Origin of the sequence: Acinetobacter sp. DSM 11652 (assembly GCF_900109815.1) — a bacterium.
Taxonomy (GTDB): domain Bacteria; phylum Pseudomonadota; class Gammaproteobacteria; order Pseudomonadales; family Moraxellaceae; genus Acinetobacter.
In genome coordinates, this window is record NZ_FOBK01000005.1 from 23,344 (window position 1) to 47,643 (window position 24,300).

General features: G+C 38.4%; 19 protein-coding genes and 1 tRNA gene. 6 read left to right on the top strand and 14 right to left on the bottom strand.

Translation table 11 applies throughout. The features are described from left to right. Together BMW42_RS06350 and BMW42_RS06355 are read left to right on the top strand one after the other, a co-directional pair. A tRNA-Glu gene (locus BMW42_RS06350) sits at nt 1-76 on the top strand. A 156-nt stretch (nt 77-232) separates the two neighbouring features. Continuing rightward, complete coding sequence (locus BMW42_RS06355) at nt 233-1,636, top strand: iron-containing redox enzyme family protein (RefSeq protein WP_092766798.1); 1,404 nt, start codon at nt 233-235, stop codon at nt 1,634-1,636. A gap of 59 nt (nt 1,637-1,695) precedes the next feature. On the opposite strand, the gene BMW42_RS06360 is transcribed toward BMW42_RS06355, so the two are convergent. The 6 genes from BMW42_RS06360 to BMW42_RS06385 all read right to left on the bottom strand — a co-directional run bounded on the left by BMW42_RS06360 (nt 1,696) and on the right by BMW42_RS06385 (nt 11,793). Further along, nucleotides 1,696-2,940, bottom strand: coding sequence for an NADH:flavin oxidoreductase/NADH oxidase family protein (locus tag BMW42_RS06360; RefSeq protein ID WP_092766799.1), 1,245 nt, complete (start codon nt 2,938-2,940; stop codon nt 1,696-1,698). 102 nt (nt 2,941-3,042) lie between these two features. Further along, entirely contained in the window at nt 3,043-4,620 is a 1,578-nt protein-coding gene (locus BMW42_RS06365) for a dipeptide ABC transporter ATP-binding protein (RefSeq protein WP_092766800.1), read from the bottom strand. After that, entirely contained in the window at nt 4,598-5,608 is a 1,011-nt protein-coding gene (locus tag BMW42_RS06370) for an ABC transporter permease (RefSeq protein ID WP_092766801.1), read from the bottom strand. The genes BMW42_RS06365 and BMW42_RS06370 overlap by 23 nt, the downstream gene beginning before the upstream one ends. A gap of 3 nt (nt 5,609-5,611) precedes the next feature. After that, nucleotides 5,612-6,682: a microcin C ABC transporter permease YejB gene (locus BMW42_RS06375; RefSeq protein WP_092766802.1), complete on the bottom strand. Its 1,071-nt coding sequence runs from the start codon at nt 6,680-6,682 to the stop codon at nt 5,612-5,614. A gap of 11 nt (nt 6,683-6,693) precedes the next feature. Next, complete coding sequence (locus tag BMW42_RS06380; RefSeq protein WP_092766803.1) at nt 6,694-8,547, bottom strand: extracellular solute-binding protein; 1,854 nt, start codon at nt 8,545-8,547, stop codon at nt 6,694-6,696. 33 nt (nt 8,548-8,580) lie between these two features. Further along, entirely contained in the window at nt 8,581-11,793 is a 3,213-nt protein-coding gene (locus BMW42_RS06385; protein ID WP_092766804.1) for a lytic transglycosylase, read from the bottom strand. Between the two features lie 215 nt (nt 11,794-12,008). On the opposite strand from BMW42_RS06385, the gene dnaQ reads away from it, so the two are divergent. The 3 genes from dnaQ (at nt 12,009) to nudC (ending at nt 15,954) form a co-directional block, all read left to right on the top strand. Continuing rightward, nucleotides 12,009-13,436, top strand: coding sequence for a DNA polymerase III subunit epsilon (gene dnaQ, locus BMW42_RS06390; RefSeq protein ID WP_092766805.1), 1,428 nt, complete (start codon nt 12,009-12,011; stop codon nt 13,434-13,436). 119 nt (nt 13,437-13,555) lie between these two features. After that, the gene (locus BMW42_RS06395; protein ID WP_092766806.1) at nt 13,556-15,196 is read left to right on the top strand and encodes a hypothetical protein; all 1,641 of its coding nucleotides are present in this window, start codon (nt 13,556-13,558) and stop codon (nt 15,194-15,196) included. Further along, nucleotides 15,196-15,954: an NAD(+) diphosphatase gene (gene nudC / locus BMW42_RS06400; RefSeq protein ID WP_092766807.1), complete on the top strand. Its 759-nt coding sequence runs from the start codon at nt 15,196-15,198 to the stop codon at nt 15,952-15,954. Before BMW42_RS06395 ends, nudC begins: the two co-directional genes overlap by 1 nt. Nucleotides 15,955-15,977: 23 nt before the next feature. On the opposite strand, the gene BMW42_RS06405 is transcribed toward nudC, so the two are convergent. The 4 genes from BMW42_RS06405 to BMW42_RS06420 all read right to left on the bottom strand — a co-directional run bounded on the left by BMW42_RS06405 (nt 15,978) and on the right by BMW42_RS06420 (nt 18,976). Further along, entirely contained in the window at nt 15,978-16,859 is an 882-nt protein-coding gene (locus BMW42_RS06405; RefSeq protein WP_092766808.1) for an alpha/beta hydrolase, read from the bottom strand. Next, entirely contained in the window at nt 16,859-17,551 is a 693-nt protein-coding gene (locus tag BMW42_RS06410; RefSeq protein WP_035266827.1) for a BON domain-containing protein, read from the bottom strand. The genes BMW42_RS06405 and BMW42_RS06410 overlap by 1 nt, the downstream gene beginning before the upstream one ends. 64 nt (nt 17,552-17,615) lie before the next feature. Beyond that, a complete protein-coding gene (locus tag BMW42_RS06415; RefSeq protein ID WP_092766809.1) occupies nt 17,616-18,032 on the bottom strand; it encodes a YraN family protein in 417 nt (138 codons plus the stop codon). A gap of 14 nt (nt 18,033-18,046) precedes the next feature. Then, nucleotides 18,047-18,976: a penicillin-binding protein activator gene (locus BMW42_RS06420; protein ID WP_092766810.1), complete on the bottom strand. Its 930-nt coding sequence runs from the start codon at nt 18,974-18,976 to the stop codon at nt 18,047-18,049. Between the two features lie 11 nt (nt 18,977-18,987). On the opposite strand from BMW42_RS06420, the gene rsmI reads away from it, so the two are divergent. Continuing rightward, the gene (gene rsmI, locus BMW42_RS06425) at nt 18,988-19,830 is read left to right on the top strand and encodes a 16S rRNA (cytidine(1402)-2'-O)-methyltransferase (protein ID WP_092766811.1); all 843 of its coding nucleotides are present in this window, start codon (nt 18,988-18,990) and stop codon (nt 19,828-19,830) included. Between the two features lie 40 nt (nt 19,831-19,870). Here rsmI and BMW42_RS06430 read toward each other — a convergent pair whose 3' ends face one another. The 4 genes from BMW42_RS06430 to pepP form a co-directional block, all read right to left on the bottom strand. Then, complete coding sequence (locus tag BMW42_RS06430; protein WP_035269751.1) at nt 19,871-20,119, bottom strand: hypothetical protein; 249 nt, start codon at nt 20,117-20,119, stop codon at nt 19,871-19,873. A gap of 170 nt (nt 20,120-20,289) precedes the next feature. Then, complete coding sequence (locus BMW42_RS06435) at nt 20,290-21,528, bottom strand: FAD-dependent monooxygenase (RefSeq protein ID WP_092766812.1); 1,239 nt, start codon at nt 21,526-21,528, stop codon at nt 20,290-20,292. Next, nucleotides 21,525-22,733, bottom strand: coding sequence for an FAD-dependent monooxygenase (locus tag BMW42_RS06440; protein ID WP_092766813.1), 1,209 nt, complete (start codon nt 22,731-22,733; stop codon nt 21,525-21,527). The genes BMW42_RS06435 and BMW42_RS06440 overlap by 4 nt, the downstream gene beginning before the upstream one ends. A gap of 195 nt (nt 22,734-22,928) precedes the next feature. Beyond that, nucleotides 22,929-24,248, bottom strand: a complete 1,320-nt coding sequence (gene pepP, locus BMW42_RS06445; protein WP_092766814.1) for a Xaa-Pro aminopeptidase — start codon at nt 24,246-24,248, stop codon at nt 22,929-22,931. Nucleotides 24,249-24,300 lie beyond the last annotated feature (52 nt).

Genomic DNA, 24,300 nt, shown 5'->3' on the forward strand with positions numbered 1-24,300 from the left:
GTCCCTATCGTCTAGAGGCCTAGGACATCGCCCTTTCACGGCGGTAACCGGGGTTCGAATCCCCGTAGGGACGCCATATTCGAGATGATACATCTCATAAAAAAGCCCAAGCATTTAAGACTTGGGCTTTTTTTATAACTTAGTCACCCTAAAAATCGAACACAAAATAAACAACATTATCATCTTTGCAGGTTATGGTGGTTTAAACCCTAAATAACGCTTGGAGAAGATGATGTTGGACAACACCGTACTTAATCCCCTAGCATCCCCATCACAATTAAATACAATTAGTCCTAAAACAAATAAAGACTGGGTTGAGTTTTTTTTAGACCCTAAAGTGAATCGTGAATGTAAAACAGAATATGCTGAAACCTATGTTCTTTCACTATTCGATCAACTCAATACGACTCATTTATCGTGGATTGATCAGGTAGACCAAGTTAGGCAACATATACAACACGAACATGATCAAACTTGTTCTAAATTTCAAAGTTATCTAGATCAACGAAAATCAGGCCTTGGGCGTAACTACTTTCCAACCATCTCTCATGCTTTAGAATTTTTATATAAAGTTGCTCCAGTTAAATATGTAGATGGCTCCTGGCTATATTCATCTCTTACGCACCCCTCTCTGTTTGAAAGCAAAGATCTAAGCTATATCTACTTAGAAGAACTTGGCTTGGGAGATGCTAAAGCAAATCATGTTTGCATGTATCAAAGCTTACTGCGACATTTCGAGCTTGAACCGTACATTAATTATTTAGATGATATTTATTTTGAACAAGCCGCTGTTCAACTTGCTCTCGCATATATACCACATGATTTATTTCCACTGGTAATTGGATTTAACTTGGGTTATGAACAATTACCACTACACCTGTTAATCACCAATTATGAGTTAGCAGAACTTGGAATTGATCCTCATTATTTTAATGTTCATATTACAATTGATAATGCACACAATGGACATGCTGAAAAATCAATACAGGCATTTATTGATCATTATCATCAAGCTCAAGATAAATCAAAATATCTTGAATTGGTTAAAATGAGTTTCCAAATGAATGATTTTGGCTTGAGCTCAACAAATATCATCCAAGAAATTGATCTGACTCAAAGCGTTTATCAACTTCTGCAAAGAAAAGCAGTTGTCGGTCAACATATCCATAATCAAAAATGTCAATTTAATGGCAGATCAATTAACGAATGGCTCGCTCAACCTGAATTAATATCTGAATTTATTCAAATCTTAATTGATAAACAATGGATTATTAAAAACAGGCCTGTCGAAGAAAGTCGTTTTTGGAAACTTATTCACGATAGTGATGGCAAAATGTTTGGTGTGTTTAATGCAACTGAGAAAATGCTGATCAAAGACTGGATTCAAGGGGAATCATTAACTGTTCGTTTAAAAAGAATGCCTGTAACAGGAGATCAAAACTGGCTATCAAAATACAATAATCAACATGAACTTGAACAGATCAAACATCAATGTCATTCATTAGATGATACAAACGATAAACTCGCATTATTAATTCCATATCTATCACCTTACTATCATCCACGAGCGATCGGATTATGGGCAACCCAAGAAGTCTCTAAGTTACTTTTCCCTTTTCAAACACTTGCGCTTTAGTTTTAACTCGCCGCATAAAATAAGGAGCCATAAAGGCTCCTTATATGTATTGATTTATACTATGCAGATTTTCTTGAATTAACTTTGCCCTGAATGATAGCCTTCACATTTCCTTTTGCATAATTCAGAAAAACTTTTAAAGGTGAAAGTTTTGGATTAGGTTGATTACCCTCAACAATCGCTTTGAATTGTGCCGCATACCAAATAATTTCCATAATTGCCATTTTATCAATAAATGGAATCCCTGTTTTAATTGGTTTTACTGCATATCTAACATCGTGTCCTGCAATCAAACGATCAGTTAAATCCGTTTCTACAGCGAGTGGGCGTGCAATTCCAATAAAGTCACATGCACCACTTTCTAAAGCATCATTCATCCCTTTAACGGTTCTGAATCCACCTGTAACCATCAGTTTGCATTTTACTTCTTGACGTATTTTCTCTGCGAAATCTAAAAAGTAAGCCTCACGTGCAATGGTACTTGCTTTACGCTGTTCAGCTTTAGCACCTGCCATTGCGGGCGCTTCATACGTACCGCCTGAAATTTCAATTAAATCGATTCCTGCATCATCAATAGCTTTAAATACTTGAATCACTTCTTCTTCAGTAATTCCACCACGTTGAAAATCTGCGGAATTCAATTTCACTGAAACGATAAAATTATCAGATGTTGCAGCTCGAACAGCTTTATAAATTTCTAATAAAAAACGCATACGATTTTCAATGCTGCCACCCCATTGATCATTACGTTTATTGGTCAGTGGCGATAGAAATTCACTGATTAAATATCCATGAGCACCGTGTAATTGAACACCTTCAAAGCCCGCTTTTTCGCAAATCGCTGCAGAGGTTGCAAATCGTTGGATTAGATCTAGGATTTCCTCATGCTCGAGAGCCCGTGGAGTAGCAAAGGTAGTAGCCAACATAGCACTAAATGGAACAGCAGACGGTGCAACAGTTTCTTTATTTAAGCCTTTAGGACACTGTCTGCCCGGATGAGACAATTGAACAAGCTGGACCATACCATAACGTTTACCTAGGTCAGCCCATGCCTTTAATTTAGGTAAATCTCGCTCATTTTCGACCACGACGACACCAGGCTCATTCTTCGCACGCAGATCAACCATCACATTTCCTGTGATTGAACACCCTAAACCACCTCTTGCCCAAGCTTCATACAAGCCTGTGTGCAAATGATTTGGTTCACCAGCAGCATTCGCTAGAGCTTCACTCATTGCGCCTTTAATAATGCGATTTTTGAAAGTTGTATTGCGAATTTGAATCGGCTCAGCAATTTTACTCATCTTGAAGTTCTCAATTTTGTGCTTATCTAAACCTAAAACCAATTAGGCGTGACTTCCCTGAATTTCAGTCTAGAATTGACAATCCTTCTTGTCAAATAACTTTTATAAACTACTTTGTATAAGCTGTTGCGTATAAGCATGAATCGGTGCACGGAATAAACGTTCTGTCTCTTGAATTTCTATAACTTTTGCATCTTTCATCACCATAACTCGATGGCATAACGCTTTCACAATTTTCAGATCATGACTAATAAAGATGTAACTGATCCCTGTTCTCTGCTGTATATCTTGAAGTAAGTTCACCAATTTTATTTGTGTATTGCGATCTAATGCAGACGTTGGCTCATCTAGAATGAGTAATTGAGGTTTCAGAATCAGTGCTCTGGCCAGCGATACTCTTTGTCGCTGTCCACCCGACATTTGATGAGGATAACGATCAAGAAATTCTTTTGTGAGATTAACCTCTTCAAGGGCTTGAATCGCGAGATTTAATTTTTCACTCTTTCTCAATTTTTTTAATCTTAACCCTTCAGTTAATAATGACAAAACATCCATTCTTGGATTGAGACTCAAAAAAGGATCTTGAAAAACGATTTGAAAATCTTTTCGATGCGCTCTTAATTTCTTGTCAGACAACTGATTGAGATTGATACGATTTAATTCAATGGTACCTGTTGACTCTATGAGTCGTGCAAGCGCGAGTGCAGCACTGGTTTTTCCAGACCCACTTTCACCTACAATACCAAGCGACTCTCCTTGTTTAAGCTGGAAACTTAAATCTTCCACCGCTATAAATTGAGTTTTAAATACATTCAGAAAATTCAGCTTAGGTGGATACCGCACTCGAAGATGTTCAGTATTTAAAAGTTCTTTGGCCTGTTCACTGATAGCTGAAATCGAATCAAACTGCTGATTAAGGAGCAGTCGAGTATATTCATGGCGAGGCTGCAGGAATATTTGAGAGACATCACCCTGTTCAACTGTGACACCTTTAGACAAAACCAATACCTGATCAGCATATTGTTGCACCAACCTTAAATCATGACTAACCAAAACTAAGGCCATATTTTTTTGATGCGCTTGGTCTTTAATTAAATTTAAAATTTGTTTCTGTAGTGATACATCAAGGGCTGTTGTTGGTTCATCTGCAATTAAAATTTCAGGTTCTGAAATCAGTGCTGTTGCGATCATCACCCTTTGACGCTGTCCACCAGACAACTGATGTGGATATCGCTTGAGGATGTCTGATGAATTCCCCAACCCTACATCACAAAGCACTTCTTCTATTTTTTTTCGAATGGTTTTTTTCTTAAGCCCCATCAGCCATAAAGGTTCTGAAATAATTTTTTCAACGGTATGTAATGGATTAAGTGCCGTCATTGGCTCTTGAAATATCATCGCGATCTTATTGCCACGTATTAAGCGCAACTGATCTTCGTGTTTTAGACGCAGATCTTCATTTTGAAATATGATTTCACCACTTAAGTCTAGAGCGCGATCTTGAAGACCTAGAAGACTTAGACAAGCTAAAGATTTTCCTGAACCACTTTCACCAACAATGGCTACTGTCTCACCCGCATTTAGCTTAAAAGACAAATCAGTTAAGATTTTTTGTTCATTCAACTGTATATTGAGCTTGTTGACTTCAAGTATTGGTTTAGCCTCTTGGATCAAATGCATCTCGAGCAGCCTCTCCAATATAAATAAGAATAGATAACACAACTGCTATACTAAAAAATCCAGATAAAACCAACCACGGTGCTGATAGATTATTCTTACCCTGCAATAAAATTTCACCAATTGAAGCTGTATCAGGTGGCAAACCATAGCCCAGAAAATCTAATGCTGTAAGTGCGGTAATATTAGCGGTAAGAATGAAAGGAAGCTGTGAGAGTGACGAACTTATAGCATTGGGTAAAATATGTTTGATAATAATTTGACTATCTGTAGCACCGAGTGATCTCGCAGCTCGCACATAGTCCAAATTTCTGGCTTTCAGAAACTCTGCACGAACAAGACCAACTAACGCAGTCCAACCAAACATCAGCATAATTAAAAACAGCCAATATACGCTTGGTGTAAACATGCTCACTAAGATCATCACAATAAATAACATTGGTAGACCACCCCACACCTCTAACAGCCTTTGACCGATCAGATCCAACCAACCGCCAAAGTAGCCTTGGACAGCACCAATGGTAATTCCTATGAATGCAGATCCAATAGTAAGTGCAATGCCGAACAGCAAAGAGATACGAATACCATATATTAATCTTGCCAAGACATCACGACCTTGATCATCTGTGCCTAACCAATTCACGGAGGTCGGTGGAGATGGTACAGCTTCTGCCAATTCATAATTAGGTGTTTGATATGAAAATGGGATGATAGGCCAAATCTGCCATCCATGCTCATTAATCAATTCTTGAACAGCTGGATCTTTATAATCAGACTCAGTCTCAAAGACACCACCGAATGTTGTTTCAGGATAAGGCTTAAAAATTGGGAAATAAATTTCTTCTTTATAATAAATAAGTATTGGTTTTTCGTTGGCAATAAACTCTGCCCCCAAGGATAAAATAAAGATCGCGATAAATAAAATGAAGCTGAAGAATCCGAGTCGATGTGACTTAAATTTTGAAATTCGTTGATCGAAAAGTGGAGACATTTTTTATGCTCCTTGACGATCAAAATTGATTCTTGGATCAATCAATTGATATAGAACATCACTGAGTAATCTCAAAATTAGACTGACCAACGTAAAGATAAACAATGTTCCAAAAATTACAGGATAATCACGCTGCTGAATTGCCTCAAATCCGAGCAATCCCAAACCATCAAGATTAAATATAATTTCTACAAATAGATTGCCAACAAAAAAAATTCCGATCAGTGCTTCAGGTAATCCTGCTATAACGATCAACATGGCGTTACGGAAAACATGATTGTATAAAACGCGTGGCTCGGTCAGACCTTTAGCACGAGCTGCCGTCACATATTGTTTATTTAATTCTTCCATAAAAGAGTATTTTGTTAGATATGTAAGGGTCGCAAATCCACCTAATATAATAGTAAGGACAGGCAATGTAAGATGCCAAAAATAATCTTTTACTTTATCAATGAAGCTGAGTTCAGCGAAATTCTCAGAGACCAATCCTTGTAATGGAAACCATTGCAAATACGATCCCCCCGAAAAAATCATAATAAGTAGAATAGCAAATACAAAAGTTGGCACTGCATAACCTACCGCCAATATTAAGGAGGTCGTTTGATCAAACAGACTGCCATGTTTATTCGCTTTGCTGATCCCTAGAGGAATGGCGATACTGTAGATCAGTAAGGTACTCCATAATCCAAGGGAGATCGTGACTGGCATTTTTTCCAAAATTAATGTTGTTACTGATTTATTTTTAAAAAAGCTCGTTCCAAAATCGAGTTGAAGATATCCTTTGAGCATTTTAAAAAAGCGCTCATGCACAGGACGGTCAAACCCATATTGCGCTTTGATCTGCTCAACCATTTCAGGACTGAGTCCTCGTGTACCCTGATAATGACTCTGGACTTCATTGATGTGAGATGTCGAACCAGACACAACACCAATGCCTTGAAACTGTTCAGCTCTCTGTATTGCCTGTTCAACAGGTCCACCAGGAGCAATTTGAACGACGGCGAAATTGATGAGTAATATCAAAAATAAGGTGGGAATGATTAGCAAAAGTCGTTTAAGTATATAAAGACCCATAAATTTAACCTTTAACGTGAGCCTTTACTTTGACCAAGATAAGCAGCCACTTTGCGAGCTTGATTTTGATCTACCCACCAATAATCTTCACCAACAGCAAGTTTTGGTTTAATCTGTGGCTGTTTATACATATTCCAATACGCATACCATTCACGATCATTTCCATAAGTAAGTATCTGATAATATCCTGCACGTAATAAACGATCCAAGACACGTGTATTTAATATTAATTTTTCTCGATCAGGTGCATGGATAATACGTTGTATAATTTCATCTATAACGCTATTTTTCACACCAGAAAAATTATAATTTCCCTCTTCATCTGCAGCATGACTGCTCCAAAATTGCGCTTGCTCATTCCCAGGATTTAGTGATTGAGGCATCACCATTGTGGTTAAATCAAAATCATATTGACGCATCCGCTGTAAATATTGAGGCATATCGACTTGCCGAATCGAAACTTGAATACCCAATTTTTTTAAATTTCGAATATAAGGCATGAGCGTCCGTTGTAAGCCCTCTTGATGAAGAAGCAATTCTAATTGAATTGGTTTTCCATCACGCGCATGCAAATTACCATTTTTAAATGAATACCCCTGCTCAATTAAAATTTTCCGAGCAGTGAGTAAGCCTTTACGATTGTAACCTGTACCATCAGTGATGGGATATTTCCACGCTTTTAATACCCCTTCTCGTTGTAAAGGATGTAACCGAGATAAATAAGGTTTTAATATTGTTAATTCTTTTTGACTTGGTACTGACTTTGCTTCTAGCTCACTAAACTGAAAATGACTTTGTAAACGTTGATATTGATGATAAAACAATGCTTTATTTTGCCATTCAAAGTCATAAGCATAGGTCATTGCTTGTCTAAAATAGATATCGTTTAGGGGTTTTTTTCGTGTGTTAAAAACGATACTTTGTGTCGGAGCAGGGTTTTGTAAAGCTACACTATATTTTTTAACCAATCCTGAGTTAAATGCTGGAAAGTTGTATTCCGTCTTCCATTTACGAGCAAATTTCTCTTGGTGAAATGTATATTGTCCAGCTTTAAATCCTTCAAATGCAATGTCCGAACTACGGTAATAAACATATTTAATTTGATCAAAATTATAACGACCACGATTTACAAGTAAATCCTTAGCCCAATAATGGGGATTACGCTGATAGGTAATACTACGACCAGCATCAAGATTTTTAATTGTATATGGCCCTGATCCTAAAATGGGTTTGAGTGTTGCTCGACTAAAATCTTTAGATTGCCAATCTTTTTTAGAAAAAATGGGCATCTGTGAAAGTATTGCTGGCATTTCAGTATTACTTTCTGATTTAAATACCATTTTTACGGCATGTTTAGACAGAACCTGAATTTTATCTAAATCAGACAAATACATCTGTAAACCGGGATTGGTTTTGGTTAAATACATTTCAAACGTGAATTTAACATCCTCAGCCAGTACAGGAGATCCATCACTAAATCGAGCACGTGGATTTAAATGAAAAATCACAAATTTTGTTCGGGTTGGATCAAACTGAATTTTCTCAGCCAAAAGTGGATAAAACACATTTGGTTCATCTAATGACTTGGAAAATAGCGTATCGAACAAGTAATTTGTACCTTCAACCCAACTTCCTTGCCCATTCATACCGTTTAGATTATCAAATGTCCCATCAGCCGCTTTCACCAACTTTCCACCCTTTGGTGCGTCTGGGTTGGCATATGGCATCGCATCTAAATTCAGATATTTCGGTTTTGACTGTAAAGCAATATAAGGCGTCGTTTGAAGATTTGCCCATGCACTGATATGAATGGGCAAGAAGAGGAAAATAAACTTTGCTTTTGACAAAGTTGATGAAATGCACATCTCGATATGAAATTCCTGATTGCTTAAGCAGACTTAAGAATGTGGAACTTTAATCGTAGCACCAATCTGTAAAGGTGTGTTTGGTTTCAAACCATTCATTTCTGCAAGCTGATCAATGTCTATACCAAATCGATTCGCAATTCTGTACAGGGAATCACCACTACGGACTTTATAATCTGTGACCACTTTAGGAACTTGAATAATTTGGCCTCTTTGCAATCCAGCACGTAGGTTTAACTTATTGAGATCTGCAAGTTCTTTTGCAGTCATGTCAAATCGTGTAGCAATAACATGAAGAGACTCGCCTGATTTGACAGCATAATCCTCTGTATCACGCGATTTTGATTGACGGACTGGTGTTTTTTCTGTACTTGCAGCCGTCTTTTCAACATCGCCACTTACTTTTAATTTTTGACCAATTTGAAGGACTGATCTCGCATTTAGATCATTCTGCGTAAGTAATGATTGAAGCGGCATATCATATTGTCGCGCAATACTTGCTAAGGTCTCTCCACTCTTCACAGTGTGAAACTCCACTTTCTCAGCAACCGAATTATTTCGTGTCGAACTCTGCTTAGTGGAAGCTTTATTTTCATCTTCTTTCAAATTCAGCTTTTGCCCAACTTGTAATCCAGCATTCGTTCGCAAGCCATTCATTTCTGCTAACTGTGCAACAGAAAGATTATATTTGCTTGCAATGGCATTCAGGCTATCGCCTGATTGAACAACATATTGCTCTGGTACTTTAGATCCCGCTGGTACTTTAATGGTTTGACCAACCATCAATCCTTTTTCAATATCCAAATTATTCAGTGTCGCCAACTCAACAACTGTTAACTTATTCGCATTTGCAATGTTGTACAACGTATCTCCTCGTTGTACGCGGTAAGTTTCAGTCTGAATTTCAGGTACAGTTTTAGCATTACTCGCGCGAGTCGTTGATGAAGCTGTAGCAGATTGCACTTCTTCTAAAGGAACATTAATTTTTTGCCCCACGTATAGGTTACTGTCAGCTTTTAGTCCTGAGCTTAATGACGCTAACTCTTGAGTCGAAAGTCCGTATCGATCAGCGATTAACTTTAAGTATTCGCCACGTTTAACCGTATAAGATTTCGTTTGAACCTTTGTTACCGCTTGTTCAGTTTTGCTTGATTTAGATGCTTGAGACTGGATTAGATTTAACTTCTGCCCAACCAGTAAATTACTATTGATAGTTAGACCATTCAATTCAGCCAATTGTTGGACACTCAAATCAAACTGGTTTGCAACACTAGTCAGACTATCATTTGCTTTTACAATATAACTTGCTGGCTTTATATCCGTTTTCTGAGCAGATGTCACTGGCTTAGCATCGTAGAGATATAGGGTCGCACCTACATATAAGGTTGCATTTGGATCTACTTGGTTCCATTTTGCAATATCTCTCCAACTTACGCCGTTTTTCATTGCAATAATTGCTAGCGTGTCACCAGGGAGTACCGTATACGTACTACGCTTACCCTTAGGTGGTTCTACAACCACTTCACTTTCAGTTTTCTTAAATGCCTTACCTTGATTAAGCTGGGCTTCCTCAGAAGTAGGCAATGTACTTTCTGCCACAGATTTAGGATAAGCAAAGCCAACTTTAACTTCTGAACCTTGTCCTGCTGCCACAGATTGACTTGTTTGAATCGCAGTTAATTTAATCTTGCCATCCAACGGATCGACAATCTCAGTACCTTGAGGTGCAATGGCGCTAATCTCTCTAACGACTTCCGCTTTTTCTGCTTCAGTGGCCTGTGGTTCAATGACCGAGGCAATAATTTGATCAGAACTCGTAGTTGTTGTGGTTTTTTCAGGTGCAATTGAAGCTAAGATTTTGGCTTTTTCTTCAGCAGTGATTTCTGGTTCTACACGTACAGGTTTAACATTTTGCGCCGGTGTAACAGCAACAGGTATACGAGGTGCACTTGGCACCACTGCCGAAGCAGCAAAAGCTGCCAATGCATCAGAACCAGAAGGAGTCCTACCCTTCGAAGTTGAAATTGTTGTAGAAACTGAAGGTGTTTGAGTATTATTAACTGGCTTCGCTGTTTGAGTTGCCAATACGGAAGCATTTGAAGCTTTTGGTGTATTTACTGTCGTTGTAATTGTGGTTGCTGGCGTAGATGTAGAAACAGGGCTTGAAGCGCTCGCCCATAGACCTGCACTACTTGGTTTAAGTACTTTCAGTTTACGATCAATATTTGGATTTAAATCTGCTGGAATTAAAATTCGCTGTGGACTTTGAGGATCAATGATATCACCACGATGCCCTGGATTCAGTTGATAAAGTTCTGCACGACTTAAGCCTGTCAGAGAAGCAATTTCGTTTAAACTCGCACCTGCTGGAACTGGAACTTCTCTAAAGTGAGGACGATTCGCAATTGGTGGTAATCTGACGCCATACTTTTCAGGGGATTTGATAATCTGTGCAACCGCAAGGAAACGTGGAACATAGTTCATTGTCTCTTGAGGTAAACGTAATGACCAATAATCTGTAGGCAAGCCAGCAGCCTTATTACGGTTAATCGCTTGTTGAATACGTCCAGGACCAGCGTTATAAGCCGCTAAAGCTAATTCCCATGAACCGAATTGGTTATATAAACTTCCTAAAAACTCGTAGGCTGCACGTGTAGACTCAACTACATCACGACGTCCATCATACAAATTGGTCTGTCTTAATCCATAAATACGACCTGTACTTGGGATGAATTGCCACATCCCTGCAGCTGCCGCTGAACTCGTTGCAGCTGGATCATAGGAACTCTCAATGACGGGAAGTAAAGCAAGTTCAGTAGGTAATCCACGGCGCTCTGCTTCCTTTACAGTATGATAAAGATAACGAGAAGCTCGAGCGGATAAACGATCCAGATAAGGCTGACGCGTAATAAACCAACTTCTTTGAGCAGCAATCCGTGGATCCCACTTTGTTTCATCCATTTTAAAACCAACGGTCATACGTTTCCAAACATCGCCGTGTTTTAAAATAAGTAAACGATCACCTTCAACTGCACGCATATCAGTTGCAGATAAAAGATCTTCAAGTGAATCTAAGCTACTGGCATCTAACATGCCGAGTTGATTCGACTTTTGCGTCTTTGCAGAAGTGGGACTCGCTGTACAGCCAGTCATTACGCCTAATCCGGTTACTGCGGAAGTAATTACTGAAATTTTAAATAAAAAAGTTGCAGATGGCTGCCACACTGCGGTGGTTGTTTTAGACATACAAATTCCGAAAGACGCATAGTAAATTTATTGTATATAAGCCATTTTAGAGGAGCTCGTTGTTCAGGCAAGTCTCTTCTTGATGAGTAATTGCTTATAAATGTTACAAGACATTAAAAAATATCCAGTTATCGCACTGATGTTTCGCATTTACGTATACAATAAAATTTCCGAACTTGATGTTCAACACTTTATTCGATTGATTGGTTCAAACTATGTCTGAAATAACACTTTATGTTGATGGCGCATGTCGTGGTAATCCTGGGCTAGGTGGCTGGGGTGCTTACATCATCACTAAGGATACAGAACATAAAATATGTGGTGGTGAACCAGACACGACCAATAATCGTATGGAGTTAACCGCTGCAATCGAAGGAATCAAATTTTGTCCTGTTGATGCAAAGCTTATCATTTGGACAGACTCAAACTATGTAAAACGCGGTATTACTGAATGGATCAGTGGTTGGAAAAAGAAAAATTGGAAAGACGTAAAAAATCCTGATTTATGGCAAACTTTGGATCAAGTTTGTCAAGGTCGAGACATTGAATGGAACTGGATTAAAGGTCATGCAGGACATCCAGGCAATGAAATGGCAGATCAGTTAGCTAATCAAGGCGCTGACCAAACGGCTGAACAATTTAAAAATTCCCTGCAAGCGAATGATAAAAAAAAACAGTCTGAAGATTGGTTGCTCAATGATCCGTTTGGTTTAGATCTCAATGATCAAGATGAAGAAGTTGAAATTGATTTAGCAGAAAATGATGATCAAGCTGAATACCGCACGGACGAAGTCACCTCAAACTCCTCAGATATTATTAAGGATATTATTAAGACAGTTGATGCACAGGACTTAAATTCTGAATCTGTAGATCAAAGCTTTCCTCAGTTAGCTGAAAAATCGCATCCACATATTGTGGTCACACCTGCTCGTTTAAATTTACAGGGACCACGCCAACTGATTTTAGATACGGAAACTACAGGTTTTTATTATCAAGATACAGACCGTATTATCGAGGTGGGTGCGATTGAAATGATCAATCGTAAACTGACAGGAAGTTCAATTCACATTTATATCAATCCCAAAAAACCAGTCGGTGAATCTGAAGCAATTCACGGTATTTCTGATGATTTTTTGAAAGATAAACCTATATTTGAAGAAATCGCTGCTGAACTGTACAAGTACTTAAAAGGTGCAGAAATTATCGCACACAACGCAACTTTCGATATGAACTTCTTAGATATGGAGTTCAAACGTGCTGGCTTTGGTACGCTTTCAGAAGTCTGCGCAGTGACTGATACACTTGCAATGGCAAAAGCGAAACATCCAGGTCAAAAGAACTCATTGGATGCATTAGTGAAGCGCTACGAAGTTCCACAGCGTGATCGTACCTTCCACGGTGCTTTACTGGATGCAGAAATTCTGTCAGATGTTTATTTAGCCATGACAGGTGGTCAAGTTTCATTTGATATCGATGCACTCTCAGCGCATGATCATCATTCTGAAACTGGACAAAATCAGTACCAAAAAATTGAGGTAGATTTACCAATCATTTATGCTTCTGATGAGGAATTAGCAGCACACCAAAAATGGATCGAAGATTACCAAGAAAAAAATGGCGAGCCGTGCTTATTTGCTAAATAATCATCCATCTGCTTGATTCATTTTGTAAAGTACGATCAGTTCGGCTATATTCATTTAGAGCAAAAATTCCCCTTATCTGGGCTCTGAGCAAAATTAACGGCCAACATAGGTTTCGATCGATGTCTTATCAAAGTTCAATTTATTTTGACCCTACAGCATTACTTATTGTTAAAAAAGAAATTGATCAAATCATCGATCAGGTCGAAAATACAGTATCAGAGCTTATTGAGGATCAAACACTTCCTTTTGGGATAGATGACGCATTCATTCGACTTGAACAATCCAATCAAGTTTTTGCCATGATCGAGCTTCCTCATCTCGCACAACTTGCACACTACTGTGCGCAAGTCATGTCAAAGATGATGCAAAATCCAACTGCAAAAAACCTGAAATACGCTGCCGCATTAAGTGATGGCACAACGATGCTAAAGCGATATATTGAATTTATTTGCTTACGTGAAGTCGATGTCCCCCAATTTCTCTTAGATACACTTAACCATCTAGAGCGAGTATTGAACATCCCTTGTACAGCATTGGGTAATGGAATCCAGACCACTCAGAAACAATTAACTTTAACACCGCAAGCATCATCGAATCAGATTAATTCATCTGATTATTGGAATACACTATATAAAGATTGTTTAATAAAAATAGTGACGCAAAATGAAACTGAAGACGATTTTGATCGTTTTAAACTCATTGTAGATCATATAGCACTGCTCTCTCTTGAAACACCGAGTCAACAATATTGGCTTCTGATGCAAATCGCATTTAATCAACTTGACCAACTCATTCTCAGTGATGCACGCCTAAAATGGTTGGCTAAAGTTGGCAGTCAGATCCGAGAGTTTTTAAATGCACCCCAGCATTTTCAGGTCGATGAAACTGACTTTGCTAATGCTTTAGCGATTTGTATTAGCCAAGAAAACTACGATTCACAAATGCTTCGTGAGTATTTTCAAATCTCGGACAACATTTTGACTGATGTTCAACTACAAATTTTTAGTCGCCATCTGTTTGGACCTGATCAAAGAACAATCGATACCGTTGCTCACTTGATTACAGAAGAATTGAATCAATTAAGGTTAGATATTGAAAGTCACTATCAAAGTTTTACTGACGATCAAATTTTAGATATTCGCTTAAAGCTGTATCGTATGGCAAATATCTTTTTAGTCATGAATCTTAATGAAGCTTATGCAGAGATGAAACTGCAAGCAGAGCATTTTCATCGAACCTATATTCAACAAAATGCCGATTTTGCTCAACGATTAATGAACAGCATGCTGTCGGCTATGAACTCTATCGGGATTTTGAAGCGAAATTTCGCACCAACTCGCATTCAACTTGATGTGAATAATATGAATATATCACTGGATCGGCTAGATGATGCACATGAAACGCTGCAAAAAGAAGCTCGAATTCTCTTGCAAGAACTAGGCGATAAACTTTTTCAAAGCAATGATGTTCAAGACACAAATGATTTATTAAACATCACAACCAATTTAAGACAATTAAGCGGAGCTGCTCTATTTCTTGATGCTCAAATATTAAGTAATGCGCTAAAAAATAGTGCTGAGGCGGTTGAACACTATTACGATATTCAGAAATCACTCACCCCCCAACAACTTCAGCACATTCTAGATGTGCTTGCCAGTCTAGAGCTTCATCTTGATGGCTTGAAGTATGATTATCCTATTCATAAATCAGTATCTGAGACTGCACTCATCAGCAGTCAAAAAATTAAAGCGGTTGCCTAATGTCTGAACTCTCTGTTGCTTATATTTTTAAACAACATCAACTTCTCGTCGATGAAAACTTCCAATTACCACGTGTTGAACGTTTAGAGAGTGATCTGATTTTCAAATCTGGTGATCAGGTAATTGCACGAGATCTACATATTGAAGAAGCAATTCCTAAAGGTTATCAACTTGTGCCAATCCGACAGTTGATCACTCAATGGTCTAAGCAACAATTTGAACAAGCGAGTCGAGCAGTTCAATTATTAGAATGGCGTCGTAATCATAAATTTTGCAGTCATTGCGGTACAGAAACAGATGTTCACCGTTCAGAATATGCCATGATCTGCCCAGCATGTAATTATCACCAATACCCTCGTGTTCAACCTTGTGTTATCACCGTAATCACACGAGGTGACAATGAAATTTTGCTGGCGAAAAATGCAAAAAATAAATCCAATATGTATGGATTAATTGCAGGTTTTGTCGAAGTTGGTGAAACTTTAGAAGAGGCTGTGCAACGCGAAACCATGGAAGAAATTGGTCTAAACGTTAAAAATATTCAATATCTTGCCAGCCAACCTTGGCCATTCCCAAGTAATTTAATGATTGCTTTTCGAGCCGAGTATGATTCAGGTGAAATTGTGCTTCAAGAAGATGAAATTAGTGATGCCCAATTCTTTAAATTTGATGACTTACCAGAAATTCCATTTGCAGGAAGTATTGCGCATGCCATGATTCAACATGTCATTCACAATACTCCTTTCAAATCTGAATAAATCAAATCCGAATCGTTATAGATTTATTTGAAGGACTCTTCTAAAACTTTCAGGATGAGAGATCGAGTTTTGAAGAGTCGATCAAATAATGTGGCAGTTGTTGCCATGATTGATACATGTCCAGTACGAGGCACCCGAATGAGCTGGCTATGATTCTCTACAGCTAACAGTGCTTGATGCATCTCTTCAGAATTATGATCTTTTACCAACGTATCTTGATCTGCTAGAAAAATATAGTGCTGAATATTATTTTTCTCTACAAAATAGTATGGCATCACCGCTTTGAAATTTACTGCTTTATCGAATGCATGTTCAGATAAATGATCACCTAGATAGTTAAAGTGATAGGGTCCAGCCAAACCAATCAACGCTTTAATTCGATCTCGTCCTTCAAAGTCAATGAATGAAGGATGGTAAATCAATGACATCACATTAAAAGCACCAGCAGAATGTCCGATAAGCGCTATTTGATCTGCACAAATACCATATTTATCAGCACTTTTGATTAAATATTGAATTGAATCTGCAAGGTCAGTTACGTAACGAGGAAAAATATGTTCTGGCGCCAGATGATAGTTTATTACGGCGAGGTTATATCCAGCACGTGTCAAACTTTCTCCAAGAAACTTGTAATCGTCCTTACTTCCTCTACTCCATGCACCACCATGCACGAATATAACTAAAGGTTTATTCGCTGGCGCTTGGCAAACATAAAGATCCAGTCGTTGCCGAGCTTTAAGACCATAAGCAATATTTCTTTTTACAGAATAGCCTTTATTTGAGGTCAATTGATTTAATGCCAAACCACCCAAATTATATGGGCGAAAAGCATTCAGTTTTTGATTCAACTGGGTAAGTTTTAACTGAACTGATTTCGGAAAAAATTGCGCAATCTTATTCGACATTATTGGTAACTAACACCAGCATCAGGATCAATTGCAACCGGTGTCTCAACATAAGGTTGAGTACTCACCGCTGAAGGGTTCATAAGTGATGATGATTGAACTCCTGCGCCTACTTGAGCAGATTCCACGTTATCAATCAAAGTAACAATTTTCGTGACATTCCCTACTCGTTGTAAAACTTCAATGAGATCTTGCTCTTCAGCTGTATTTAAGCGTCCCATCACATATAACACGCCATCTTCAGTATGAACCAAGACTTTACTGTCTGAAACAACTGGCGCACGCATAATTAAGCCACGTGTATTCGCTGTCGCAGTCGCATCTTGCATGATGGTAGAGTAACCAATTTGAGGACCAACTGTGATGTAATTATGAATAGATTTCACATCACTCATCGCTCGAACGTTATCTTCTGCTAACTGTTTCAAATGCGCATCAGGCACTTGACCTGTTAACAAGACATTACTGTGAAAGCTATTCACATTGACTCGAGATTGTTTAAAACGAGCATCCAATTTGTATAAATTGATCTTTGCTGTACGTTCAATTGAAGAGTCAATAAATACCTGACCTAAAGAACGAGCTCCACTCACCACCCCAACTGGTTCTGCGCCAGTTCCACCTGAAATAAAACTTGCACAGCCTGAAAGACTAGCAACACACGCCATCGAAATTACAATACGCTTCAACACTCAATCCGTCTCCTCGTGAAACTTGAATTTTTTCTATTGTTGGAAATGGCTTAGCTCATTCGGTTCATAGATTAATCAAGTCTGCATTTATTGTAAATGCATTTTCAATCCACTCGAGATCATAATCTATATCAGAAATTTCATGCTGTAACGGTTTTGCAATTTTTTTATGAAAATCAAAACAAAACACATCAAAACGATAATAAAACTCTGCATATTTTGGAAATTTTTGAAGAAATGACATTGCTGTTTTGGCAATTTTAATTTGCTTGCTCGATGATATTGATTCTAGTGCTGAAGCATAGGTTGTTTTTGATCTAGCTTTGACCTCAACAAATATAAGCTCAAGATCACGTTGGGCAATCAGATCTATCTCACCATAACGAGAATGAAAATTTCGAGCCAGCACAATATAACCCTGTGAGATCAAGACTTTTTCAGTTTGGTCTTCAGCCCATATACCTAATTGTTGAGAACTCATCCATTTAAGTCCTCTTAAATATTTTTTAATCTAAACCATGTTTTCTCGAAGCATGCAGGCTTTCTTTCGATCCGATGCTCTTTAAAACTCAAATGCCCAGTCTGACCTTGAATTGATATTTGATCAGGATTCTTCGTTTTCAACATCAAATCCGCCAAACGCCAAACATCTTGACCGAAGGCATTAAGACGTTGGAATGCAGCAGTATTTTCTGTTGTTTGATTAGGTTTTTTTAAAAATTGAACCATGACTGGAACATCACAGAATTTAGTTCCCTTCGGAATATCCATATTATGATCAATAGCAAAAGCCTGAACATACAAACGTTTTGAAGGCTTATTCTTCAATGAGTTGATCCACGCCATACTGCCTAAAAGCAACACACCTTCATTTGACTTTATATCAGGCAATTGTTGGACTAGAGAAAATTTACCATGAAAATTTTTAAACACGGCATTTACAAAGCTTAAGCTCTCAGACTCAGTACCAGACTCACGCAATATATAGAGATGTTGAACTCGATCCTTTTCAATCTGTTTAATTAAAACTTGAGCATCATCAGTTTTCGATAAACTAAACTGCCACACTTTTGCATGCTTAGAAGGAACTTCATTCAGTGCTAAAACAGGAATTTTAAGCGGTTCTTTCATTATTGCTTCGACATCCTGTCTGGCTAATGGACCAATAATAAGTTTGGTGTTTTGACTGACTTGCGTCTTTAGGATCTCTTTTAATCGTTTTTGATCCGAATTGACATATCTTATTGGTATTTCACTGTTCGACTTTTGATAAGCCTCATCAATACCATTTTTAATACTATTACTTGCTCGCGCCATAGGGCCTGAATCAGGTAAAATAACCAATACTTCCGCTTGGGCTTGGAAAATCATTCCACATAAGCCAATACCAATGAATTCTTTTTTTATTCTTAATAGATCCAACATGGAGAAACCTTATGAGTGCTCAGTTATTTGTTGTAGCGACGCCAATTGGGCACTTAGATGACATGACTTATCGAGCAATTGATGTTTTAAAGTCTGTCTCTCTTATCGCGGCAGAAGACACACGTCAGTCCGCTCTTTTAATGAAACACTATAATATCTCAACTCCGCTTACAGCGTGCCATGATCACAATGAAAGTAACAAAATTGATATAATTATCGATAAGTTAAAAAATGGTGAAAATGTTGCACTCGTCAGTGATGCAGGTACACCATTGATCAGTGATCCTGGTTTTAAATTGGTTCGTGCAGCTCAGGACCATGGTATTCGTGTCGTTCCTGTTCCAGGTGCATGTGCAGCTATTGCAGCATTAAGCGCTGTAGGTCTACCCAGTGATCACTTTAGTTTTGAAGGATTTCTATCTTCGAAACAATCACAACGTCTTATTCAATTAAATAAACTGAAAGACAACACGCATACCATGATCATCTATGAGGCACCACATCGAATCCTAGACTCTGTAACGGATATGGTCTCTGTGTTCGGGGCTGACCGTGAAGTCGGGTTTGCACGTGAAATTACCAAAACCTTCGAAACAATCAAAAAAATGACCCTTGGAGATTTACAATCATTTATTACAAATGATCATCACCAGCAAAAAGGTGAAATTGTACTGGTCATTGCTGGAGCAGCCACTGAAAAAGACATGCAGCAAGAAGAATTAGACAAATTACTCAATCGTTTATTGCAAGATTTATCTGTAAAAGCAGCATCTCAACTTGCAGCTGATCTCACCGGAATCAAAAAGAAAGTCGCATATCAACGCGCGCTAGAGCTCAGTGGTGCGAATGATTAAGCAAAATAAAAAAAGCACCATATTGATGGTGCTTTTTTTATTAATCTTTTATTGATTCATCAGGTGGAACTTCAGTAATACGACCACCACGTGCTAGAAAAGCAGCAACTTCATCTTCCAGTGCCTGACGTTGTTTGAGTTTAGCTGTCACTGTTAATGTTTCAGCTTCCGCGACATCGGCATCAGATACAGTAACGTCACTTACGGCCGCACCTTTTTCTGCTGCTTGTGATTCATTTTCGTCTACAACACTGTCTTCGTTGTCATCAAAATCATTTGCGTCTGTCATTTCAAACTCCCCATCAATGTTTTCACGCACCTGATTGGAACGTGCTTTGATTTTTAGAGAAATGTATCAAGCTCTTTATCATTCGCATAGTATCTAAAGCACCTCATTTGTATATTTTTTAATCATATTGGTAAAAAAATATATATTGATGATTCTTTTTAGATCAGATTTCAATTCACTTGATATCTTGTATTACTGAGCTGACTCAAACCATTCGCTTGCGACATAAACGCCGATTTTAACGCACTGATATTTTCAACTTGTTTCAAACCAAAGTTTCTCGCCCAAACAATAGGAAAAACAGGAGCAGATTCCATCCACCCAATCATAGACATACTATGCATCATGGCATCGTTTTGAAATTTTCGTCGATGCTCATATTTCAATAAAGTTTGCTCATGAGCCCAAACGCCACGGGCGTAGTCAGAAAGTAGCACATCGCATAGAATTGCTGCATCAAGGCAACCAATATTCACCCCCTGACCAGCAAGTGGATGAATAACATGGGCTGCATCACCAATTAGCGCTAAGCCATCTTTAATATAACGTTGAGCAGCTCGTGCTTTCAGTGGGAATTTTGCTCGAGGCGTTGCGGCTAATACTTTACCCAACATATGATGACTCTCTCGTGTCAGTAATTGTACGAAATCTTCATCTGAGAGTGACGCAAATTCGTCTGCATAATCATCTGGTAAAGTCCATACAATAGATTGCCAATGACCATATTCTTGATCTTCTAAACTTGCCATTGGGAGAAAAGCCAGTGGCCCTGTTTCTAAGAAGATTTGACTCGCAACATGTTGATGCGCTTGTTCCGTCTTGATCGCGCAGCTAATACCAGCCTGATGATAATCCAAAACATCCAAATCAATCATGGCTTGTTCACGTACGAATGAGTTTGCACCATCCGCACCAATTAAAAGTTTCGTTTTCAATCGAGTTTGATCAGCGAGATGAAGAATCCAACAGCCATTTCCTTGCTCAATATGTTTCACTTGAATCTGAGTACGGTAATCATCAATCTGGTCGATCATCATGCTCTGAATCGCAAGGTTCAAGATACTTGGTTCGACCATTGAACCTAATATTTGTGCTTGATCAAGTTTAGAATGCGCTGATGTTCCAAAATTGATTTCACCAAAGCCATTTTTGTTCCACACCTGCATTCCCGTGTAGGGTTGTTGACGAGCCAACTTATCCCATACATCAACATGCTTAAGCAAATGAATAGTGGCTTGACTCAATGCAAGTACACGAGGATTCAATGATTTTAAGGTCTTCTCGTGATCCAATATCGGTGCTGCATCAAGTACAGTCGCTTGAACTCCACCTTTAGCCAGCAATAAAGCAGCTAATCCTCCGACTAAACCACCGCCCACAATCACGACATCTAAAATAGCATCATTCATGCTTTTAACCCCATTGCATAATTGGCAACGAGTGGCTTAATACCTGGAATATTTTCAAAGCACATTAGACCTGTATTTCGCACAAATTTTAGGATTGGATTTTGATTACTAAAGCCTCGCACCACAGAATCACAAAACTTGATCACACGTTGCTGATCTTTGAGTCGAGATTTTTCATACTCTTTCAGTACAGCAGCTTCACCTAAATCGGCATTTTTGATGACTTGTTGTTTTAAATATCGGGTCAATACATATGCATCACGCATACACAAATTAAAACCCTGACCTGCGACTGGATGAATGGTATGAGCAGCATTACCCATAAGTACAACACGTCCTACTGCTTGTTTTTCAGCCAATACTTGAGATAAAGGAAAACTAAATCTACGACCAGTTTTCTCAAATTTACCAGCTCGGTCGCCATAGGTTTTTTGAAGAGCATCTAAAAAATGCTGATCATTTTCATCACCTAACCACTCTCCCTCAGTACCTTTAGGCACTGGCCACACAACAGAACGACGGTATTCACCAGGTAAAGGTAATAATGCTAAAGGACCAAGTGGGCTGAAACGTTCAAAACCGACTTGGGAGTGAGGTTTGGATGTCTGCACTGTAGTGACAATCGCCACTTGATCATAATCATGCACTGATGCACCAACACCAAGTGCTTTACGACAGAAAGAATCACGTCCATCTGCTGCTATGACTAACTTGGATTGAAACTGCAAATGTTCATTCGCTTTTGATGCTTCGAGATAAGCTAAATGTTCATCCTGTTTAAGTGACGTCACTTGAACACCATCAATTAACTCAATGAGTGGATTTTTTTTGACTTCTGATAACAATACTCGTCCAAGCCATGCATTCTCAATCACTTGACCAAAGCTTTCTACTTTCTCTTGAGCCGCGATTAAACGTGCCTTACCGAAACTTCCTTCTTCTGTGATATTTACTTCTAAAATAGGCGTTGCATATTGTTGCAGTGAATCCCAAATTCCCAATTCTTGATAAATTTGCACGCTTCGACGTGACAGCGCACTATTACGGGCATCAAAACTTGAATGATATGGTGCAAGGTTAGCATCATCATAGTTAGGATAGCTGATCGCCTCTAACAATTTCACTGCAATGTTAGTTTTAGCCAGCATAAGAGCAAGGCTTAATCCGACCATTCCACCACCGACAATGATGACTTCTTGTTGCATGTTTTGATCCTTATAAAAGCAAGCAATAGCTGCATACACATAAATTTTTAATCAAATTCATCTTACAATAAAGTTTTTACTTTTTATAATGAATTAGCGTTATTGAAGATGAAGCCATAATTCATTTTTCAATATTGAATATGACATTGAAAAAAAGCCGATGTTTCCATCGACTTTTGAGATTTGTGAAAATGGTTAACTCGCCATCAAGGCTTCGATATCTTCAATGGTTTTCACTACTTTAGCAGTCAGGTTTCTCGGTCCATCTTGAGTGACAACAATATCATCTTCAATGCGAATACCAATCCCTCTCCATTTTGGATCGACAGTTTCATCATCAGGGGCAATATATAAACCTGGTTCAATGGTCACCACCATACCTTCTTGATATGTTCGCCATTCTCCATCGACTTTATATGCCCCTACGTCATGAACATCCATGCCTAACCAGTGACCAGTTCCATGCATATAAAATTGACGATAGGCTTCTGTCTCAATGATTTCATCGAGATCACCCTGCATGATTCCAAGATTAAGCAAGCCTTGCACTAAAATACGAACAGCAACGTAGTGTGGCTCTTTGTAAGAGTTACCAATTCTAACCGCATCTATTGCAGCGATTTGAGCATCAAGCACTATATTATAAAGCGCCTTTTGTTCAGGATTAAATTTACCATTTACTGGAAATGTCCGAGTGATATCTGACGCGTAAAATTCATATTCACAAGCTGCATCTATTAAAACTAAATCGCCGTCATTAAGTTGTTTGTTATTTTCAACATAGTGCAATATACAAGCATTTTCACCACCACCCACAATACTGTTATACGATGGTACACAACCATTTTTACCAAAAATATAATTCAGCTCCGCTTCTAAAGCATATTCCATCATTCCTGGTCGTACAGATTTCATCGCTTGCATATGTGCTTGAGCAGAAATATCAGATGCGATTTGCATTAACTCTATTTCTTTTGGCTCTTTGTGTAGACGCATCTCATCTAAAATTGTATCTAACTGAATCAATTGTGTCGGTGCAGCGGTACCACGTCGGCTTTCACCACTTGCTTCTGCAATCCATTTTGTAATTTTTGCATCAAAACTGGCTTGTTGACCAATTCTATAAAATAATCTTTCTTTTCCTTGAAGCTTTGCGATCATTTCTTCGTCTAGTAGATCAATCGCATAAGCTTCATCCGCATCATAATCATCGACTGCACCATCAATCCCTGCACGGTAACCTGTCCAGATTTCCATCTCTCTATTGCGTTCACGACAAAATAAACTGTAGGTATAACCTTCTTCTTCAGTATCAAATGTTTCAATTACAGCAACTGCTTCAGGCTCTGCAAATCCCGTTAGATAAAAAAAGCTACTATCAGCGCGATATTTATAATCAGCATCACGACTTCTAAACATTTCTTCACGTGTTGCAATAATTGCAATGCTTCTTAGGCCTATTTCAGCGGCTAATTGATCACGTCGTTTTTGAAAATCTGATTGAGTAAGTTTCATATCTTTTCTGCAGCTTAGGCTATTTAATTTAAGAAAATACAGTACTACTTAT

Excerpts from the sequence above, each read along its gene's own strand:
- BMW42_RS06420 (WP_092766810.1), bottom strand. The coding sequence starts at position 18,976 with ATGTTGGATCTATTAAGAATAAAAAAAGAATTCATTGGTATTGGCTTA.
- nudC (WP_092766807.1), top strand. The coding sequence starts at position 15,196 with ATGTCTGAACTCTCTGTTGCTTATATTTTTAAACAACATCAACTTCTC.
- BMW42_RS06360 (WP_092766799.1), bottom strand. The coding sequence starts at position 2,940 with ATGAGTAAAATTGCTGAGCCGATTCAAATTCGCAATACAACTTTCAAA.
- BMW42_RS06355 (WP_092766798.1), top strand. The coding sequence starts at position 233 with ATGTTGGACAACACCGTACTTAATCCCCTAGCATCCCCATCACAATTA.
- BMW42_RS06375 (WP_092766802.1), bottom strand. The coding sequence starts at position 6,682 with ATGGGTCTTTATATACTTAAACGACTTTTGCTAATCATTCCCACCTTA.
- pepP (WP_092766814.1), bottom strand. The coding sequence starts at position 24,248 with ATGAAACTTACTCAATCAGATTTTCAAAAACGACGTGATCAATTAGCC.
- BMW42_RS06370 (WP_092766801.1), bottom strand. The coding sequence starts at position 5,608 with ATGTCTCCACTTTTCGATCAACGAATTTCAAAATTTAAGTCACATCGA.
- BMW42_RS06365 (WP_092766800.1), bottom strand. The coding sequence starts at position 4,620 with ATGCATTTGATCCAAGAGGCTAAACCAATACTTGAAGTCAACAAGCTC.
- rsmI (WP_092766811.1), top strand. The coding sequence starts at position 18,988 with ATGAGTGCTCAGTTATTTGTTGTAGCGACGCCAATTGGGCACTTAGAT.
- BMW42_RS06435 (WP_092766812.1), bottom strand. The coding sequence starts at position 21,528 with ATGAATGATGCTATTTTAGATGTCGTGATTGTGGGCGGTGGTTTAGTC.
- BMW42_RS06415 (WP_092766809.1), bottom strand. The coding sequence starts at position 18,032 with ATGAGTTCTCAACAATTAGGTATATGGGCTGAAGACCAAACTGAAAAA.
- BMW42_RS06395 (WP_092766806.1), top strand. The coding sequence starts at position 13,556 with ATGTCTTATCAAAGTTCAATTTATTTTGACCCTACAGCATTACTTATT.
- BMW42_RS06440 (WP_092766813.1), bottom strand. The coding sequence starts at position 22,733 with ATGCAACAAGAAGTCATCATTGTCGGTGGTGGAATGGTCGGATTAAGC.
- BMW42_RS06385 (WP_092766804.1), bottom strand. The coding sequence starts at position 11,793 with ATGTCTAAAACAACCACCGCAGTGTGGCAGCCATCTGCAACTTTTTTA.
- BMW42_RS06430 (WP_035269751.1), bottom strand. The coding sequence starts at position 20,119 with ATGACAGACGCAAATGATTTTGATGACAACGAAGACAGTGTTGTAGAC.
- dnaQ (WP_092766805.1), top strand. The coding sequence starts at position 12,009 with ATGTCTGAAATAACACTTTATGTTGATGGCGCATGTCGTGGTAATCCT.
- BMW42_RS06405 (WP_092766808.1), bottom strand. The coding sequence starts at position 16,859 with ATGTCGAATAAGATTGCGCAATTTTTTCCGAAATCAGTTCAGTTAAAA.
- BMW42_RS06380 (WP_092766803.1), bottom strand. The coding sequence starts at position 8,547 with ATGTGCATTTCATCAACTTTGTCAAAAGCAAAGTTTATTTTCCTCTTC.